At 69.6% G+C, this 16876-nt stretch carries 16 protein-coding genes; 4 read left to right on the top strand and 12 right to left on the bottom strand.

Going from position 1 to position 16876, the window contains the following annotated elements; all coding sequences use genetic code 11:
* Window positions 1-11 precede the first annotated feature (11 nt).
* The 9 genes from EIZ45_RS12045 to EIZ45_RS12005 all read right to left on the bottom strand — a co-directional run bounded on the left by EIZ45_RS12045 (window position 12) and on the right by EIZ45_RS12005 (window position 9768).
* Window positions 12-974, bottom strand: coding sequence for a flavin reductase (locus EIZ45_RS12045; RefSeq protein WP_134664813.1), 963 nt, complete (start codon window positions 972-974; stop codon window positions 12-14).
* Between the two features lie 5 nt (window positions 975-979).
* On the bottom strand, window positions 980-1618 hold the full coding sequence (locus tag EIZ45_RS12040; protein ID WP_134664815.1) for a 4-carboxy-4-hydroxy-2-oxoadipate aldolase/oxaloacetate decarboxylase: 639 nt from the start codon (window positions 1616-1618) through the stop codon (window positions 980-982).
* Complete coding sequence (locus EIZ45_RS12035; RefSeq protein ID WP_037817901.1) at window positions 1615-2262, bottom strand: RraA family protein; 648 nt, start codon at window positions 2260-2262, stop codon at window positions 1615-1617. Before EIZ45_RS12035 ends, EIZ45_RS12040 begins: the two co-directional genes overlap by 4 nt.
* Entirely contained in the window at window positions 2262-2930 is a 669-nt protein-coding gene (locus EIZ45_RS12030; RefSeq protein ID WP_134664817.1) for an RraA family protein, read from the bottom strand. Before EIZ45_RS12030 ends, EIZ45_RS12035 begins: the two co-directional genes overlap by 1 nt.
* 2 nt (window positions 2931-2932) lie before the next feature.
* Window positions 2933-3949, bottom strand: a complete 1017-nt coding sequence (locus EIZ45_RS12025; RefSeq protein WP_134664819.1) for a hypothetical protein — start codon at window positions 3947-3949, stop codon at window positions 2933-2935.
* 10 nt (window positions 3950-3959) lie between these two features.
* Window positions 3960-4961 carry an amidohydrolase family protein gene (locus EIZ45_RS12020; RefSeq protein ID WP_134664821.1) on the bottom strand — a complete coding sequence of 334 codons (1002 nt, stop codon included), beginning with the start codon at window positions 4959-4961 and terminating at the stop codon, window positions 3960-3962.
* Window positions 4962-4978: 17 nt separating this feature from the next.
* Entirely contained in the window at window positions 4979-6433 is a 1455-nt protein-coding gene (locus EIZ45_RS12015) for a 4-hydroxyphenylacetate 3-hydroxylase family protein (protein ID WP_134664823.1), read from the bottom strand.
* A gap of 151 nt (window positions 6434-6584) precedes the next feature.
* Window positions 6585-8033, bottom strand: coding sequence for an aldehyde dehydrogenase family protein (locus EIZ45_RS12010; RefSeq protein WP_134664825.1), 1449 nt, complete (start codon window positions 8031-8033; stop codon window positions 6585-6587).
* A gap of 124 nt (window positions 8034-8157) precedes the next feature.
* Window positions 8158-9768, bottom strand: coding sequence for a thiamine pyrophosphate-binding protein (locus EIZ45_RS12005; protein WP_134664827.1), 1611 nt, complete (start codon window positions 9766-9768; stop codon window positions 8158-8160).
* Window positions 9769-9875: 107 nt separating this feature from the next.
* Here EIZ45_RS12005 and EIZ45_RS12000 point away from each other — a divergent pair, with 107 nt between their 5' ends.
* Window positions 9876-10784, top strand: a complete 909-nt coding sequence (locus EIZ45_RS12000; protein WP_134664829.1) for an SAM-dependent methyltransferase — start codon at window positions 9876-9878, stop codon at window positions 10782-10784.
* Window positions 10785-11004: 220 nt separating this feature from the next.
* Window positions 11005-12699: a bifunctional diguanylate cyclase/phosphodiesterase gene (locus EIZ45_RS11995; RefSeq protein ID WP_167756420.1), complete on the top strand. Its 1695-nt coding sequence runs from the start codon at window positions 11005-11007 to the stop codon at window positions 12697-12699.
* Here the strand turns inward: EIZ45_RS11995 and EIZ45_RS11990 are convergent, their stop codons facing one another.
* A complete protein-coding gene (locus EIZ45_RS11990; RefSeq protein WP_134664833.1) occupies window positions 12700-13221 on the bottom strand; it encodes a phosphoribosyltransferase family protein in 522 nt (173 codons plus the stop codon).
* A 48-nt stretch (window positions 13222-13269) separates the two neighbouring features.
* Entirely contained in the window at window positions 13270-13668 is a 399-nt protein-coding gene (locus EIZ45_RS11985; RefSeq protein WP_134664835.1) for a VOC family protein, read from the bottom strand.
* 84 nt (window positions 13669-13752) lie between these two features.
* On the opposite strand from EIZ45_RS11985, the gene EIZ45_RS11980 reads away from it, so the two are divergent.
* On the top strand, window positions 13753-14751 hold the full coding sequence (locus tag EIZ45_RS11980) for a YafY family protein (protein WP_134664837.1): 999 nt from the start codon (window positions 13753-13755) through the stop codon (window positions 14749-14751).
* Here the strand turns inward: EIZ45_RS11980 and EIZ45_RS11975 are convergent.
* Window positions 14694-15113, bottom strand: coding sequence for a MarR family winged helix-turn-helix transcriptional regulator (locus EIZ45_RS11975; RefSeq protein WP_134664839.1), 420 nt, complete (start codon window positions 15111-15113; stop codon window positions 14694-14696). The two genes, EIZ45_RS11980 and EIZ45_RS11975, sit on opposite strands and share 58 nt — an antisense overlap.
* 67 nt (window positions 15114-15180) lie before the next feature.
* On the opposite strand from EIZ45_RS11975, the gene EIZ45_RS11970 reads away from it, so the two are divergent.
* Window positions 15181-15936 (top strand): alpha/beta fold hydrolase, encoded by a 756-nt coding sequence (locus EIZ45_RS11970; protein ID WP_134664841.1) that lies wholly within the window; start codon window positions 15181-15183, stop codon window positions 15934-15936.
* The last annotated feature ends 940 nt before the right edge of the window (window positions 15937-16876 follow it).

Raw genomic sequence — 16876 nt, 5'->3', positions numbered from 1 at the left:
GGTTTCTCCGTTCAGCACGGCATTCCTTGTGCCACCACGCCAAGGTGTTCGGTCATCAACCGGCGGGCCGCATCCTCGTCACGGTCCTCAATGGCCTGAAGGATGCGGCGGTGCGCGTCGACAGCGCGGGAAGCCCGTTCAGCGTTGGTGTGCACGGCATACACGCTTTCCCGGGGACGGTTCAACGCACCGACCGACGCCGCGATCGCCGGGTTCCCGCTGAGCAAACCGAGCCGGGCATGGAATTCCAGCGACAGCGGGTTGTAGCGGCTGGCGTCGTGGACGTGTTTCTCCGATTCCTCGACCAGCGCTCGCAATTGCGCGACCTGGTCGTCGGCCGCGGCACGCGCGGCGAGCGCGGCGGCAGCGGGTTCGACCGCGTGCTGCGCTTCCAGCAGCTGTTCGGTTCGCATCCCGTGCAAATGCAGTTGAATGGACAGCGAATCCGCGATCCGGCCGATGTCCGCCTCGGCCTCTTCCGCCGTATTGAGTTCACGGTATTCGCCGGACCAATACAGCAACGGCTGCCCAGTTCCACCGCCCGCGGAAACGACTTCGCCGACGAGAATGATGTGGTCACCGCCGCCGAGCATCGTGTGCACCGTGCAGTCGAACCAGCTCAGCGCGCCGGTGACGACTGGTGCGCCGGTGGCCTCGGTGTGCGTCTCGACCTCGTCGAACCGTTCCTTGCTCCGGCCGCGTCCACGTCGCGCGAAACACGCGGAGACGTCCTGCTGATGACGGCCGAGCACGTTGATCGCGAACACCCCGCTCGCGCGGATCTCGTCAAGGATCGGGCTGTGCGAATTGATCGAGACCGTCACCAAAAGCGGGTTCAGCGAAAGGGAAACGAACGAGGTCGCGGTGATCCCGTAAAGGTGCCCGTCGAGCGCGGTCGTCACCACCGTGACCCCGGAAGCGAACCGTCCGGCGGCCTGGCGGAAACTGTCGATCCGTTGCTGGTCGGAGGTCATGGGATTCACCTCGTCTCGCCCGGAACGCCGAGCTGGCGGAAGTCGTAGACGTCCAAAGTGGTCTCTCCGGCGCGGAGACGGTCCAGATAGGACGCTTCCTTCTCGGCGCGGACCCGGGACGCGGCGAGAACCCGGTCGTACTCGTCCGCCGGGAACACGACGATCCCGTCCCGGTCGGCCACGACGACGTCGCCTCGGCGCACCACCCGGCCGCGCAACGTGATCGGGCGGCCGACGGTTCCCGGCCAGTTCTTGATCGTGCCGCGGATCGAGATCGCCGTGCTGAACGCCGGGAACCCGAGCGACGCGAGCTGCTGGGTGTCGCGGACGCCGCCGTCGATCACCAGGCCGTTGATGCCACGTGCCTGCGCCGCGACCGCCATCACCTCGCCCCAGTACCCGAACGGCGCGCCACCAGCGTCGACGACGAGCACGTCACCCGGTCCAGCTGCTTCAATGCCGTGGTGCAGTGCGAGGTTGTCGCCGAGCTGCGCCGACACCGGCACCGCGCGGCCGACCATCTGCGCACCGTCCCAGGCTGGCCGGAACGCGGGGTCCAGGAAGCAGTCGAGGCCGGAAGCCTCGTACAGCGTGGCCGTGCCGAGCGTCAGCAGTTCCTTGGTGTCTTCCGCCAACGTGGTCATGCGTCCGCCCGCTGCAGGTCGTGGTAGCCGTACTTCGCGCGTGCTTCGGCGATCGTCGCGCCGCCGAGCGCAGCGGTGAGGATCGCTTCCTCCCGCGCCTGGATCATCTCGGCGACCTCCAGCACGTCGTCCTCGCAATCCCGCGGGATCGCCACGACTCCGTCCGAGTCGCCGAGCAGGATGTCGCCGTGGCGCACCGTCACGCCGCCGATGGTCACCGGCCCGCGTTCCTCGGCCACCTCGACCCGGTCCTTGCCGGTGCGCATGAAGCGACCGCGGCTGTAGATCGGGTAGCCGATGGAGAGCGCACGGTGCGTGTCGCGGCAGACGCCTTCAATGACCGTGCCTGAGATACCACGCTGGTGCGCTACTGCGGTCAGGATGTCGCCCCACACCGTGCAGTCGACCCGCCCGTCGTTGTCGAGCACGATCACCTGCCCCGGTTCGACCTGGTCGATGAAGTCGCCGACAGTGCCGGCCGGGACCTGCGCGCTGACGTAGCGCACGGTGAACGCGCGGCCGACCATGCACTGTCCGTCCGCGAGCGGGGCGAGCCCGAGTAGGCTGCCCGGGCGCTTGAGCTTGTCGAGGGCGTCGGACACCGTCGCGGTGCCGAGCGCGGAGAAGCGGTCGAGGAGAGACATCAGCGCTGCTCCACAGTGACTGAGGGGAATTGGGAATCGTGCATGACTTCCTGCACGTCACGGCCGGACCGGACCGCCTCCGCCATGCGGGCTTCCCGATCAGCGATCCGCTGCGCGAGTTCGACAACGCGCTCGGCGTCTCCCGCGGCGACGAAGACGACGCCGTTCACGTCCGCGAGCACAAAGTCTTGCGGGGCAACTGAGATACCAGCGATCTGGATCCGCTCATCCATCGCGGCCTGCACGATGCGGCCCCGCGCACTGACCGGAACGGCCGTGCGCGCGAAAACCGGGAGCTTCAGCGCTTCGCTCTCCTGGACGTCGCGGCAGGCACCGTCCACGATGACGCCAGCCACGCCGCGCCGGACCGCGGCCTCGGCGAGCAGACCGCCCCAGCAGGACACGTCCGTGCGGCCGTGGTTGTCGATCACCACGACGTCGTCCGGCTCGGTGATCGCGACCAGCGGAGTGGCGATGTGCCTCGCCGGTCCCGCAGTCGCTTTGGGCGCAGCGGTGACCGTGCGCACGCGGCCAGCCAGAACGGTGCCGACGGGCCACATCGGCTTCAATGCGGTGACCGCGCCGGGCAGGCCGAGCGTGTCCAGTGCGTCGGAGACCGCGCAGCTGTCGAGCCCGCGCAGCGCGGAGATGATCTCTTCGGGAGACATGCTCACTTCCGTTCCCAGGTAAGGAAACCCATCGCGTTGCCAGTACCGGCTTCCGTCCGGTAGCACGGCTCGTAGTCCACGCTCGTCACGGCGAGACCGGCCTCGTCGGCGATCCCGGCGACCGCGATCCAGTTGCGCAGCTCCGACGCGCCGGACCGCATCTCGGCAGCCGGGACGGACGAAAGGTAGTCGGCATCGTGGTTCCGCAGCGCCTCGAGAAACTCCTGGTCCTGCTTCTCGTCGATCACGAAGTGGCTGAGCCCGCCCGAAGCGACGACGCCGACCCGCAGGTCGCCGGGGAACGACCGGATCGCCCGGCCGACCGCGCGCCCGAAGTCGTAGCAGCGTTTGGCGCCCGGCGGATTCGGCTCCCAGAAGGTGTTGATGAAGATCGGCACCATCGGCAGCGTCGACTCCTGCCCGAGGAACCGCTGGTAGATGAACCCGAAGCCGTGCGGGATGGTGTGGTTCTCATACCGCCCGGCCGGGATCACCTCGGTGGCGCCGGTGTCGAAATTCTCGGCCTGGGTGGACTGGATGATGTGCTTGCCGAGCGCGCGGTGCGTGGGCCGCATGATCGTGCGGTCCGGGACGTCGCCGGTCGCCGCCTCGGCCAGGCCGGGGGCCATCGCGTCGAGCTGGGCCTGGGTGAACGGCACGTGCGCGACCTCGTCGCCCCAGAACACCGAGAACGGGGCGAGCCATTCGTCGCCGTAGGTTTCCTTGTGGTCGCTGGAAACGATGACGAGGACGTCGACGTCCTGGGTGCGGATGAAGTCCGCGAGCCGGTCCATCGACCGCTGGCAGCTTTCCCAGCGACGCGCCATCACCTCGGGAGTGATCTCGTGGGAGAAGTCCTCCCGCAGCTCGCGCAGTTCCTCGTAACTGTAGGTCTCGCCGCGGAACTTCAGCCCTTTGCTGGCGCGGTCCGCGGTGCCTCTGGTATCCCAGGCCTGCGGCGGTGGCGCCTTCAGCTGCGGTCCGTGCGAGGTGCCGATCCCGGCGACGATCTCGGTCATGATCTCCCCCTCAGAGCTGGAAGAGCGCGCGGGCGTTGTTCTCGAGGACGTCGGCGCGCTCCTTTTCGCCGAGCCAGGCGATGTCGTCGATGAGCAGGTGGATGTCGTCGAACCAGCGCCCGGTCTCGGGGTCGATCTGCGAGCCGGTGCCCGGTTTTTCCGAGCCGAACAGCACCCGGTCGGTGCCGACGACCTTCATCAGCAGTTCCAGGCTGTCCTGGGTGTAGAGGCACGAGTCGAAATGCAGCCGGCGCAGTTTGTCCAGATAGGACACTCCGGTGCGCACCACCGACGGCAGGAACCGGCCCACCTGGTACGGAATCGCGCCGCCGCCGTGCGAGACGATCACCTTCAGATCGGGGAAATCCTTCAGCACGGTGGAGTTCACGAGGCTCCACACGGCGACCGTTTCTTCCTGGATGAAGTGCAGGCTGTACGGCTCGCGCGCGGGCGGCTTGCACCCGGCCGCGTGCAGCAGCACCGGGACGTCGAGTTCGCACAGCACCTCGTACACCGGGTACCAGTACCGGTCGCCGAGCGCGAGCGGGGTTTCCGTGCCTTCGTAGGGGTCGGTATTGAGCATCGCGCCGACGAAGCCGAGTTCGGTCACTGTGCGGCGCAGCTCGGCGGTCCAGTCCCGCGGCGTCAGATCCGGGCTTTGCGGCAGCCCGGCGACGCCTTTGAACCGGCCGGGGAACAGCTCGGTCGCGCGGTGGATGAGGTTGTTGGTCTCCTCGGTGAACCACTGCACGAGCTTCGCCGGCCGTTCACTGTGCATCATCTGGAACGGGCGGGGCGAGATCATCTGCAGGTCGATCCCGGCGCCGTCGAGGTGCGCGAGATGCGAGATGTCGCCGAAGCTCGGGTGCGGGTGGTGATACGCGGCGGCGAGCGCGTCGTCGCTGATGGCCGGGGGTTTGCCGCCGTGCGCGCCGCGGTGCGAGAGCAGCGAGGCTTTCCAGGCGTAGTAGGCGTCCGGCGCGGACATGTGGCCGTGGACGTCGATGATCACGGGATGCTCCTTGCGTCTCAGACGAGCGGCTTGCTGATGAGTTCGTCGACGCGCGCGTCCGTCGCCGACGTGTCGTAGAAGCGCAGCAGGCGGGTGCGGCCCGCGCCGGGGTCGCCGCGGTGCAGGTACTCGTACAGTTCCTGGCGCATCCCGAAACTCGAGCCGGCGAGTTCCCAGCCGAGCCGGAACAGCCGCGCCTTCTCGGCCGCGCCGATGTCGTGGCCCCGCATGTAGAGGTCCAGGAACGGACGCAGTTCCGGGTTGGCCAGGTCCGCTTCGGTCGGCTGCATGATGAGCCCGGACGCGGCGACCTGGCGCAAGATCTGAACCATCCGCGCTGAGATGTCAGCCGACCAGAAGCCGACGCCGTTGGTATTGCTCGGGGCGAGGTGCCCGCCCGGCGTCACGACGGCGTCCGCCTCGGCGCCCTTGATCGCCAGTTCGAGCGTCTGGACGTAGGAGATGAGTTCGCCCAGTTGCTCCTGGATGCCGCGGAAGGTGTCCACGCCGATGGAGTGCGCGAGTTTCTTCGCGACCGAGGTGAAGAACTTCATCCGGGCGAGGAAGCGGATGTGCGTGCTCTGCAGGCTCCACACGTTGATCCGGCCGAGGCCCTTGAGCGCGCGCAGGGAGTCGCCGAGCAGGAAGATGCGTTCGCGCGGCAGGAAGACGTCGTCGAAGAACAGCATCGCGTCCTGCTCGTCGTACCGGTTCCCGAGCGGATGCGAGTGCCCGCTGTCGGCCGCGCCGAGCGGTTCGCGCAGCAGGATCTTGAGGCCCGGCGTGTTCATCGGCAGCGCGAACCAGATGACGAAGTCTTCCGCTCCGCGCGCTGCGGTGACGCCGTTGAGGTACACCAGCACCTCGTGGGAGAACGGTGCGAGGGTGGCGAGTTGCTTGGCACCGCGCAGGATGACGCCGTCCTCGCGCTCCTCCACCACGCGCAGCGCGAGGTCCGGGTCGTCGAGCGGGCTGGCGCTGCGGTCGATCTGCGGATCGCCGAGCGCGTGGGTCAGGACGAGGTCGTGCTCCATCGCGAACCGGCGGTAATCCCGGGCGTTCTGGCCGAACCCTTCGCGGTTCTGGTCGAGTTCGTCGGCGTAATCGGCGAGACCGGCGGCGACATTCGACATGAAGTCGGGCGAACGGCCGAGCTGACCGAGGCTTTCCCGCATCCACCATTCCGACGCGGCGAATTTGGCGCGCAATTCCTCCCGCGTCTTCGGCAGCGAAAACGCGTAGCTGACCTCGTTGCCGGTCTCCTCGGACTTGAATAGGGTCGCCGCCCGCCCCTCCGGAGTGGCGAACCGCAGGTCCAGCAGCCGGGCGAACTCGTCGACGGTCGGCTTGAGCGCCGGGTGCTCCGCGACGTTCTCGATGCGCTTGCCGTCGAGCCAGACCTCGCGGCCGTCGTTCAGGCTCTTTGTGTACTGCTCGCCGGTGAGCGCCCCGGTGGCACCGGAAATGTCCATGTACTCCGACTCCTTTGTCTGTGACGGGCCCGCACCGGGCGACGATTCGAAGCTACGGAAATCGCGGTGCCGAAGAATCGGTCCGCTGCGGGAATCTCCGCCGAGGGCGTCCGACACCGTGTAGGAAAGTCCGACGCGGTGTCGGAACCGCTCAGGACTGGATCGTCGGAACCGTCACCCATTGCCAGTAGGTGAACTCGTCCAGATTCCAATGCCCGCCGTGCCGTCCGCCGTTGCCGGACGCGCCGAGGCCGCCCATCGGGATGTGCGCGGCGTCGTAGATGGTCTGGCCGTTGAGCGCGACCATCCCGGCGCGCAAGCGAGAGGCGAAACCCAGGGCGCGCGCGACGTCGCGGCTGTGGATCGCCGCGGACAGGCCGTATTCGGTGGCGTTGGCCAGTTCGAGCGATTCCTCCTCGGTCGAGAAGCGGGTTACCGGTGCCACTGGGCCAAAGATCTCACTTCGGAAAGCTGCATTGTCAACTGTCACGCCGTCGAGCACGGTCGGCTGGTAGAACGCGCCGTCGTGCGTGGCCCCGTGCACGACCTGCGCGCCGTCGGCGACCGCGGCCTCGACGATGCCGTGCACCCGCTCGGCCTGCGCGGTGGTGATCAGCGGGCCGAGCGTCGTCCCGGGTGCTTTCGGGTCGCCGAGCCGCAGTTTCTCCGCCGCCGCTTTGAGCCGCGCGACGTATTCGTCGGCGACGCTTTCGTGGACCAGATGCCGTCCGGTCGCCATGCAGATCTGGCCTTGATGCCGGAAAGTTCCACCGGCGCCACCGGCCACCGCGCGGTCGAGATCCGCGTCCGCCAGCACGATGAACGCGTTGTTGCCGCCGAGTTCGAGCACCACCCGTTTCAGCAGACCGCCAGCGATCTCGCCGACCCGGCGGCCGGCGGCGGACGATCCGGTGAACGAGATCGCGTTCGTGTGCGGCGAACGCACCACCGCCTCGCCGGTCGCCGCGCCGCCGGGCAGGACGTGCAGCACGCCGTCGGGCAGACCGGCTTGTTCGAAGATGTGCGCGAGCACCGCACCGCCGGAGAACGCGGTCTTCACGTCCGGCTTGACCAGCACCGCATTGCCCAGCGCGAGCGCCGGGGCGACCGAGCGCATGGCGAGCATCAACGGCGCGTTCCAGGGCGCGATCACCCCGACGACGCCGACCGGGATCCGCCGGGCCAGCCCCAGCGTCGCCGGGTCTTCCACCGGCAGAAGATCGCCCTGCGACATCGTGACCAGTCCGGCCGCGGCGATCAGCTCGTCGATCGCTTTGTCGACCTCGTGCTTCGCCTTCGCGGGCAGCGAGCCGCTTTCGCGCACGAGCACGTCCTCGACGTCGGTGCGGAGGTCGCGCAACGCGTCCGCGGCCCGGGTGAGGACGTCGGCCCGCTCGCGGTACGACGCGCGGCTCCACTCCGCCTGCGCTTGCGCGGCACGTGCTCCGGCCCGCTCGACGTCGTGCTGGTCGGCGATGCCTGCCAGACCTACCTTCCCGCCGTCGCCCGGCGAGACCACCGGTTGCGTGCCTCCGCCTCCGGTACGCCAGCCGCCGGAGTAGATATGCCCGTCTGCCTCGCTGAGATCCCACAGGGCCATGTGCGTCGCCTGCCAATCCTGGTGCGGGTGCGGAGATCGCCGCGATGCTAGGTCGGCGCGAGCCCTCGCTTCATCGCCTCGGCGACGCAAATCCGGCGCGCGCGACTGGACACGGTGTCGGAAGCTACTGCCACAGCTGGTCGTTCACGCGGACCTCGATCAACCGGGGTCCGGCCTCCGGCCCCGGGTCCTCGGCGAGCGCGGCGCGCAACCCGGCGGCTCCGTCGACCGTCGTCGCTTTGATGCCGAACGACGTCGCCAGCGCGGCGATCTCCACCCCGCTGATGTCGGTGAGCGGGTACTCCTCTCGCTCACCGCTGCTGTTCCGCATCCCGGCGACCACGGCTTGGTACTTTCCGTTGTTCACCACGAGATATGTCACCGGCAGCCGGTAGCGTGCCACGGTCCAGAACGCGGGCACGCCGAACTGGACCACGCCGTCGCCGACCACCGCGAGCACGCGCTCGCGTCGCGCCATCGCCACACCTGCCGCGGCACCCATTCCCCAGCCGAGCGAACCGCTCGCGGTGGCGAACAGCGAATCCGCCCGCGTGCGCCGCAGAAACCGCAGCAACGGCAGCGTCGAGGTGACCGCGTCGAGGACCAGCAGACGTTCCCCGCCGATAACGTCGGCGACGGTGCGCATCGCCACCGCGGCGCTGAATTCCCCATCCAACGGCACTTCGGCTGCCCAGCGAGCGCGCCGGTTTTCGCTGTCCTGGAGCACCCGGGCAGGCCATTCGCTCCGGGAAGGCGCGCGGCCTCCGTCGGCCAATCCGCGTAACGCCGCCGCGGTATCGCCGACCACCGCCCCGGCTGGGACATACCGACGGCCGGGCTCGGCAGCGTCCTCGGAGAGATGCAGGATCGGGACGCCGGACGGCAGCGCCGCGACCTCGGCCGAGAACTCCAGCGGGGTCGGCATGCCCGCCAGCACCAGCAGGTCCGCTTCCGCCAGCATCGGCGCGCGAGGCTCGAACAATCCGGCGTACAGCGGATGATCCGTGCGGAAGGACCATCGTTCGAGGTCGCGGCGGGACTCCACGAACACCGGCGCGCCGAGCCGCTCCGCCAACCGCGCCAAGTCCGTCTCGGCCCTGCCCCGGGCGACGTCCGATCCCGCGACGATCACCGGTCGTCGCGCCGCGTCGAGCAACGCGCTCGCGTGCCAGACCGCCTCCGCGGCCGGGCCCTGCCGCGCACCCCGGCGGACTGGAGGCGCGACACCGGGTTCAGCGGCCAGATGGTCTTGTGGGATGGTGAGAATCGCCGGTTGCTCCGGAACGACCGTGGTATGCCACAGCGTCCGACTGACATCTTCAAGCAGGTCCTCGGCGCGGAGGTTCTGCCAGGCATGACCCACATACGGCGCGGCCGTTTCGAGCAACCGCGGCGAAGTCGTCAACGCGCGGTGCGGGAGCGTCGCCGTTCCCTTGATCCCCGCGAGAATCGCGACGCTGCTGCGCGCGACCTGCGCCGCGTACAGATGCGCCAAGCCATTCGCGACCCCGACGTTCGTGTGCAGGTAGGCGACGCCGATCCGGCCGGAGGCGCGCGCGTAGCCATCGGCCATGGACACCGAGATCGCCTCGTGGGTGGTCAGCACGAACTCGGGTCCGCCTCGCCGGGCGGCAAGAGCGTCGAGCACTGGTATCTCACTGGTGCCGGGGCAGCAGAAGACGTGCTCGACTCCCCACTGCGCCAAGGTTTCCAGCAACCGCGCCGCAGCCGTCATGCCCGGCACGTTACGCAGCACGCCGGCCCGGGCGCTCCGACGCGGCGACGGAAGAAACCCGGCGGACTGTGCGACACGGTGTCGGGGATCGGAGTAGGTTGCGGCCAATGACTTCTTCCCGGCACGACGGAGACACCTGGGACCTGGCGTCCAGCGTCGGCGCGACCGCGACGATGGCCGCGGCGGCGCGGGCGATCGCGACCCGCGAGGACAGCACACTGTTCTCGGACCGCTTCGCCGAACCGCTCGTGCAGGCGGTCGGCGTCGACCTGCTGGCCAAACTGGCGTCCGGCGAGGCAGAGTCGGGCGCGTTGGTCGGGCAGATCTGGATCGACGCGGCCAAGATCCGCGGCAAGTTCTACGACGAGTTCTTCCTCGACGCGTCCGCCGCGGGCATCGCACAGGCGGTGATCCTGGCGTCCGGTTTGGACTCCCGCTCCTACCGGCTGCCCTGGCCCGACGGAACCGTGGTGTACGAACTCGACCAGGAACCAGTGGTCGAGTTCAAGGCCCGCACCCTGGCCCGCCTTGGCGCCGAGCCCACCGCAGACCGGCGGGCGGTCGCCGTCGACCTGCGCGACGACTGGCCCGCTGCCCTGCGCGCCGCCGGTTTCGACCCGGCCCAGCCGACCGCGTGGAGCGCCGAAGGCCTGCTGGGATACCTGCCGCCCGAAGCGCAGGATCGCTTGCTGGACACCATCACCGAACTCAGCGCGCCGGGAAGCCGGGTCGCCACCGAAAACCGGCCCAACCCGCGTCCCGGCGACGAGGACAAGACGAAGGAACGCCTCGACCGCATCTCCGAACAGTGGCGCGGCGAGGGTTTCGACACCGACATGACGCGGCTGCGCTACTTCGGCGAGCGCAACGAAGCGGCTCCGTACCTGAGCGGGCTCGGCTGGACGGTGCGCGGAAGCACGGTCCGGGAAATGCTCGCGGCCAACGGCCTGCCGCCGCTTCAGGACGACGATCTCCGCATGGGCGACCTTCGGTACATCACCGGCACCCGGGGCTAGCGCATCGCTCGTGGTCGAGCCATCACGCCTGGTCACACGTGGTTCGTAGCCGATTTGTGATGGTGGTCACGGGCCATACCGAGGGTTTGTCCCGGGCGCGCGCGAATCCCAAGCACAGCAGTCGATCCCGAAGAGTTTTCCGGTTCGGCCGCCGCCCGGGCAGGTCAACGGAAGATAACGGTTTCATGGAGATCCGTGCGTTCCAGGCGAGGATCTGCGTGTGCTCGCCCCCGCCGACCAGGTTCGTTTCGCTTTCGAGCCGCTGTACAGCCTCTACAGCGGCTCGGCGGTCGCAGTCGAAGCGGTCGGGCATCCGGGCGCCGGCTGGGTCCCGGACCTTCTCGACGCGGCGGGCGACCAGGCGCAGCTGATCGACGCCGACCTCGACCTCGCCGCCCGCGCGGCCGCGGTGGTCCCGCCGAACGCGACCGGGGTGTCGCTGCACCTCAACCTGAGCGCCAGCGCCGCCGGCGCGCCCGCCGAGCGGTTCATCCCGCTGCTCCAGACCCTGGAACGCACCGGCCGCCGACCAGCCGACGTCGTCTTGGAGGTCACCGCCCCGCTCGCCCTCCCGAATCCGGGCACCCTGCTGCGAGGCCTGCACCGGCTGCGCGACCTGGGCTTCCGGCTGGCCTTCGACCGGCTCGGCGCGGCGGGCCTGCCGATGAACCTGCTCGCCGAAGCGCCGATCGAGATGATCAAACTGGACCGCGCGACGCTGTGCCGGCTCCCGGCGAACGCGGCGACGGTCGCGCTCGTCGAGGCCCTGGTGCAGTTCGCCGCGCAAACCGACCTGCGGCTCGTCGCGACGGGAATCGAGAACGACGCGGAACTCGACCTCGCCCGGCGCTCGGGAATCCGGCTGGTGCAAGGGAATCTGTTCGCCACCGCCGCCCCCGAGCGAGTGCTGCCCGCCGCCGAACGCGGCGATCAGCCGGGCACCGCGGCCGTCTCGCCCGCCGCCGGACTGCGGATCCCCGAATTCCTCCGCCAGGCCAAAACCCTGCCGGATGACGCGACGTGCGACGACGTTCACGCGATCCTGTCCGCCGAACACGCGCCGAAGGCCATCGTCGGGCTCGACCAGCAAGCGCGTCCACAGTGGACGATCGACCGGATGCGCTTCCTGCTCGCGGTGACCGGCCGGTACGGGCACGCGCTGTACTCCGGGAAACCCGCCGCGAAACTGGCCGGGCCGCCGCGGCTGGTCCGGATCGACACCGGCACCCGCGAACTGCTCGAGCTCATCGCCGACGGCGGGGCCGAGAACAGCGGCGACGACCTCGTCGTGACCGACGCGTCCGGCCGGTACCAGGGCGTGGTGCGGCCGAACGAGGTGATGCGCCGGATGGCCGCGGTGAAGGTCGAGGCCGCGGTCGCGCTCAACCCGCTCACCCGGCTGCCCGGCAGCGACGCGATCGCCCAGGACGTCGCCCGCCGGGCCGGAGCCGGACGGCCGTTCGTCGTGGCCTGGCTGGACATCGACCACTTCAAACGGCTCAACGACACCGCCGGGTTCGCCGCGGGCGACGACCTCATCCGCGCCATCGGCCGAGCGCTGACCGACCACGCCCGGCGGCTCGGCGACGTCACCGTCGGCCACGTCGGCGGCGACGATTTCCTGGTCGTATGCGGCATCGAGGACATCACGGCCCTCGCCGACGCCGTCCTGGGCCACGACTGGTCCGCCGACGGGGTGCCGGTCACGCTCTCCCTCGCGAGCCTCGTCCAGACCGGCTCCTCGACGGGTACGTACCGCGAAAGCGCGCGGCTGCTGGCACCCTTGAAGAAGCAGGCCAAGGGAATCCTCGGCTCGAGCTGGGTCAACAGCTGGCCCGGTGCCGGACGGGCGCAGATCCTCCGCGGCAGCAAGGAAACGAACGGCCTGCCGCCGGAACTGCTGCCCCAGCGGTAGTCACTCCTCCGGCAGTTCGTCCTTGGCCAGCAACGAATGCACCCGCCCGAAGCGCGAACGCAGCGCCGGGTCGAGCTGATCGACCAGCACCGCGCAGCCGACCAGCTCAGCGCCCGCCTCGCGCACCAGGTCGCGCACCGCCGAAGCCTGGCTGCCCGTCTCGATCCAGTCGTCCACCAGCACCAGCCGATCGCCCGGCGACAGCGCCGACCGCTGCATCCGCAGGACATGCCGGAAGCCCCGGTAGTCCGGGTCCGTTTCGCGGGTCAGCTTCTCGCCGGGAAACAGCCCGGCTGCCTTCCGGACCGCGGCGAACCCGACGCCCAGTTCCAGCGCGACGGCCCCGCCGAGCAGGAAGCCGCGCGATTCGATCCCGCACACCGCGGTCACCCCCGCGTCCCGGAACGGGTCGGCCAGTGCCTTGACCACCTCGGCGAACGCCGCGCCGTCCCGGAAAACCGGCCAGAGGTCGGCATGTCCGTCGACCCAGCGGAAGCGGTCCAGCAGAAGCGCACGTGTCATGCGGTGATCCTGGCCGGTCTCCGGGCGGTCGGGCGAGCCGATTTCCCGTCACCTGGCGAGCCGGGCGCGGGCCTCCTCGGTCTGCGGCGCGAACAGGTTGACGAGGTTGCCGTCCGGGTCGCGGAACAGCAGCGAACGGTTGCCCCACGGCATCGTCGTCGGCTCCTGCACGACCTCAGCGAGCAGCGGCCGCAGCCGCGCGAACTCCCGGTCGACGTCCTCGACCTGGAATTCCAGGATGACGGTCCGGTTCTCCTCCGGCACCGCCGCACCCGCGCTGAACAGCGCCATCGTCTCGGCGGCTCCGATCGCCAGCGTCGCCGTCGCGCCGACGAACTCGGCGAACTGCTTCGCCGGACGGCTCGCCACGAGACCGGTCACCTGCTCGTAGAAGGACGTCAAACGGTCGACGTCACCGGTGATGATGCGGACAGAAGTCAACTGCACGGCCACATTCCTTTCTGGTTGCTCAGTGGCCACGCTAGAAGCAATAGTGGACAGGATCCGCCCGGTATTGCGAGAATTCTCCGCATGACCCGGCCGATCGCACGCGTGCTGGCGCTGCTGGAAATCCTGCAGGGCGGCGGCACCCGGACCGTCGCCGAACTCGCCGGGCGGCTGGACGTGGACGAACGCACCGTTCGCCGGTACGTCGAGCACCTGCTCGACCTCGACATCCCGGTCCGCTCCGTGCGCGGCCGCTACGGCGGGTACCGGCTCGCCCCCGGTTACCGGATGCCGCCGCTGATGCTCACCGACGAGGAGGCGCTCGCGGTGCTGCTGGGGCTGGTCGCGGGACGGCGCGCCGGGCTGGTCACCACGTCGGTCGCGGCGGCGGAAAGCGCGGTCGCGAAGGTCCGCCGGGTGCTGCCCGAGGCGCTCGGCCGCCGGCTCGACGCGTTGCTGGAGGTCGCCGACTTCACCACGCCCGCTCGCCCCGCGCTCACCGCCGAGGCAGAGGTACTCCTCGCAGTCGCCGAGGCAGCGCGCGACCAGCGTCCGGTCAAACTCGCCTACACAGCGGCGCACGGCCGAAGCAGCGAACGCGTCGTCGAGCCGTACGGTGTCGTGGCACATTCCGGCCGTTGGTATCTCACCGGCTTCGACTCAAATGCCGGACAGGTGCGCACGTTCCGCGTCGACCGCATCGAGCGGGCCGAGCCGCAGGACGGCACCTTCAGCGCCCCAACGGATTTCGACCCCGCCCACCAGGTGCTCACCGGCATCGCCGAAGCACCGCACCAGCACGAGGTAGCAGTGCGGATCCGCGCGACCGCAGAAGAAATCCGCGCGATGTTCCCGCCGTCCATCGCCATTCTGGAAGCCGACGACCCGTGGGTCCGCGCGCGAATCCGGGCCGAACGCCTCGACTGGATCCCGCCGCGCCTCGCCGCACTCGACCGGCCGTTCGTCATCGAGCGGCCGGACGCACTCCGCGACCAGATGCGCGCCCTAGCCGACCGCCTGACCGGTTACGCCGGATCCTCCTCCAGCGCGACATCCAGCAACGCACCCAACTCGTTGAGCTGAGCCGCCGAAAGCCGGCTGAACGACTTCTTCACCACGACGTCCGCCAGTTCCTGCCCCGCCGCCCGCAGCTCAGAGCCCTCCTCCGTAAGCCGATGCCGCACCGCGCGACCCGGCCCCGGCACCCGCTCGATCAGGCCGCGCTCGACCATCCGCGCGGCCAGCGTGCCGAAGGACTGGTCGGTCTGGAAGGTCAGCACGGCAAGGTCGTGCAGCGACGCCTCCGGGTGATTCGCCAAGTGCCGCAAGGTGTCCCACTGCACGAGCGACAGCCCGAGTGGCTGCAGCGCCTGACTCAGCGCGCGGTGATGGCGATGCTGCAGGCGCTTGACGGCCAGTGCGACGTCGGCGTGGCGGTACCTCATGACCGGGGAGCCTACCCCGTTCCGAAACAGGTTGCTTATCTAAGTTTCCTTATATAAGGTTCCTGATATGACTTCCTCGGAGACACTCCAGATCGCCTCGGCCGGACCGGTCGAACTCACCGTCCACGACCGCACCCGGACGTTCCTGCTGCTACACGGCGGAGGCGGCGTCGCGACTATGACCGGCTTCGCTGACCTGCTGGCCGAACGCACCCACTCGCGCGTCCTGCTCCCCACCCACCCCGGTTTCAACGGCACCCCGAAAGCGGCTGAACTCACCGACGTCACCGCACTGGCCAAGGCGTACGTCGCCCTGCTAGAGCACCTAGACGCCTCGAACGTGACCGTGCTCGGCAACTCCTTCGGCGGCTGGCTGGCCGCGGAAATCGCCCTGCTGCACAGCCCGCGCGTCAGCCGCGCAGTGATCGTGGACGGCATCGGCATCGAAGCCGCCGGACACCCGCTGGCCGACGTCCGCGGCAAGACCGTCGCCGAAATCCAGCAGTTCTCGTTCCACGACCCGTCAAAGGCCCCGGTACCGCCCGCCGGGAGCACCGGCCCGAGCCCCGACGTGCTGGCACTGGTGGGTTACACCGGCCCGGCGATGACCGACCCGACACTGGCCGAGCGACTGGGCAAAGCGGACATCCCCGTCCACGTCCTGTGGGGCGAAAGCGACCGCATCGCCGATCCTGGGTACGGCGAGGCCTATGCCGCGGCGATCCCGGGTTCGACCTTTACTGTGCTTCCTCGTACCGGGCATTTGCCGCAGGTCGAAACGCCGGAGGAACTGCTCGGCGCGCTGCTCGCCCTTGACGCATAACCACGACAACCCGCGGGGAACCAGAACTCCGACCCACTTTGCGCCGCGTCCGGCGGCAGATGCCCGCCGCGCGACTGGCGAACGAGTACGGCCCCGCGGAAGAAACGGCGTGGTGCACCGCCTGGCACGTACCGTCCGGCGACCCCCCTAAAGTCTCCCGCGACCAAGGCCGCGCGGAAGCACGCTCGGCACAGGCAGAGCACAGGCAGAGCACGCCCTCCGCCGACCGAATTCTTCCGCCAGCTCCGCGCTACCCGGCCGTATCGCGCCGCACCTCGCGCCCCGCCGAGTCGCACCCGACGACCTCGCCGCGCCCCGCCTCGCGACCCCCGCCGCACCCCACCTCACATCCCTGTCGCGCCCCACCGCGCCTCCCCGCCGCACGCCACATCGCGACCCCGCCGAACCCCACCTCGCCCCCCACCTCGCCCCCCGCCTCGCCTCCGCGCCGCACGCCGCCTCGCGTCCCCGCCGAGCCGCACCTCCCACCCCGCCCGACCCCACCTCGCAACCCGCCGAACCCACCTCGCAACCCACCGAACCCACCCTCAGGTCTCCGCCGAGCCGCACCTCGCACCCCGTCCGACCCCGCCTCACATCCCTGTCGCGCCCCACCGCACCTCCCCGCCGCACGCCACATCGCGACCTCGTCGCACCCCACCTCGCCTCCGCACCGCATCCCCGCCGCACCCCCTCGCTTCCCCGCCGAGCCCCACCGCACGTCCTCGCCGGGCCCCACCTCACACCGCCGAACCCCCTCGCATCCCAGCCGCGCCGCACCTCGCGTCGGGCGCCTGCCGCGGCCGAAACCCGGACATCACCTCTCCCGCACCATCCAGCCCTGCCGAACCCGCAGGTCCACGCACTGAACCGCACCGCAAACCCCCGCCTCACCGCTTCCTGTTACTACCAGTTCTGAATTAAAAAATGGCAACTGCTC

The organism is Amycolatopsis sp. CFH S0740 (assembly GCF_004522315.1).
Lineage (GTDB): Bacteria > Actinomycetota > Actinomycetes > Mycobacteriales > Pseudonocardiaceae > Amycolatopsis > Amycolatopsis nivea.
The sequence above is the reverse complement of the archived record's forward strand: the minus strand, read 5'-3'. Positions and strand labels throughout refer to the sequence as shown.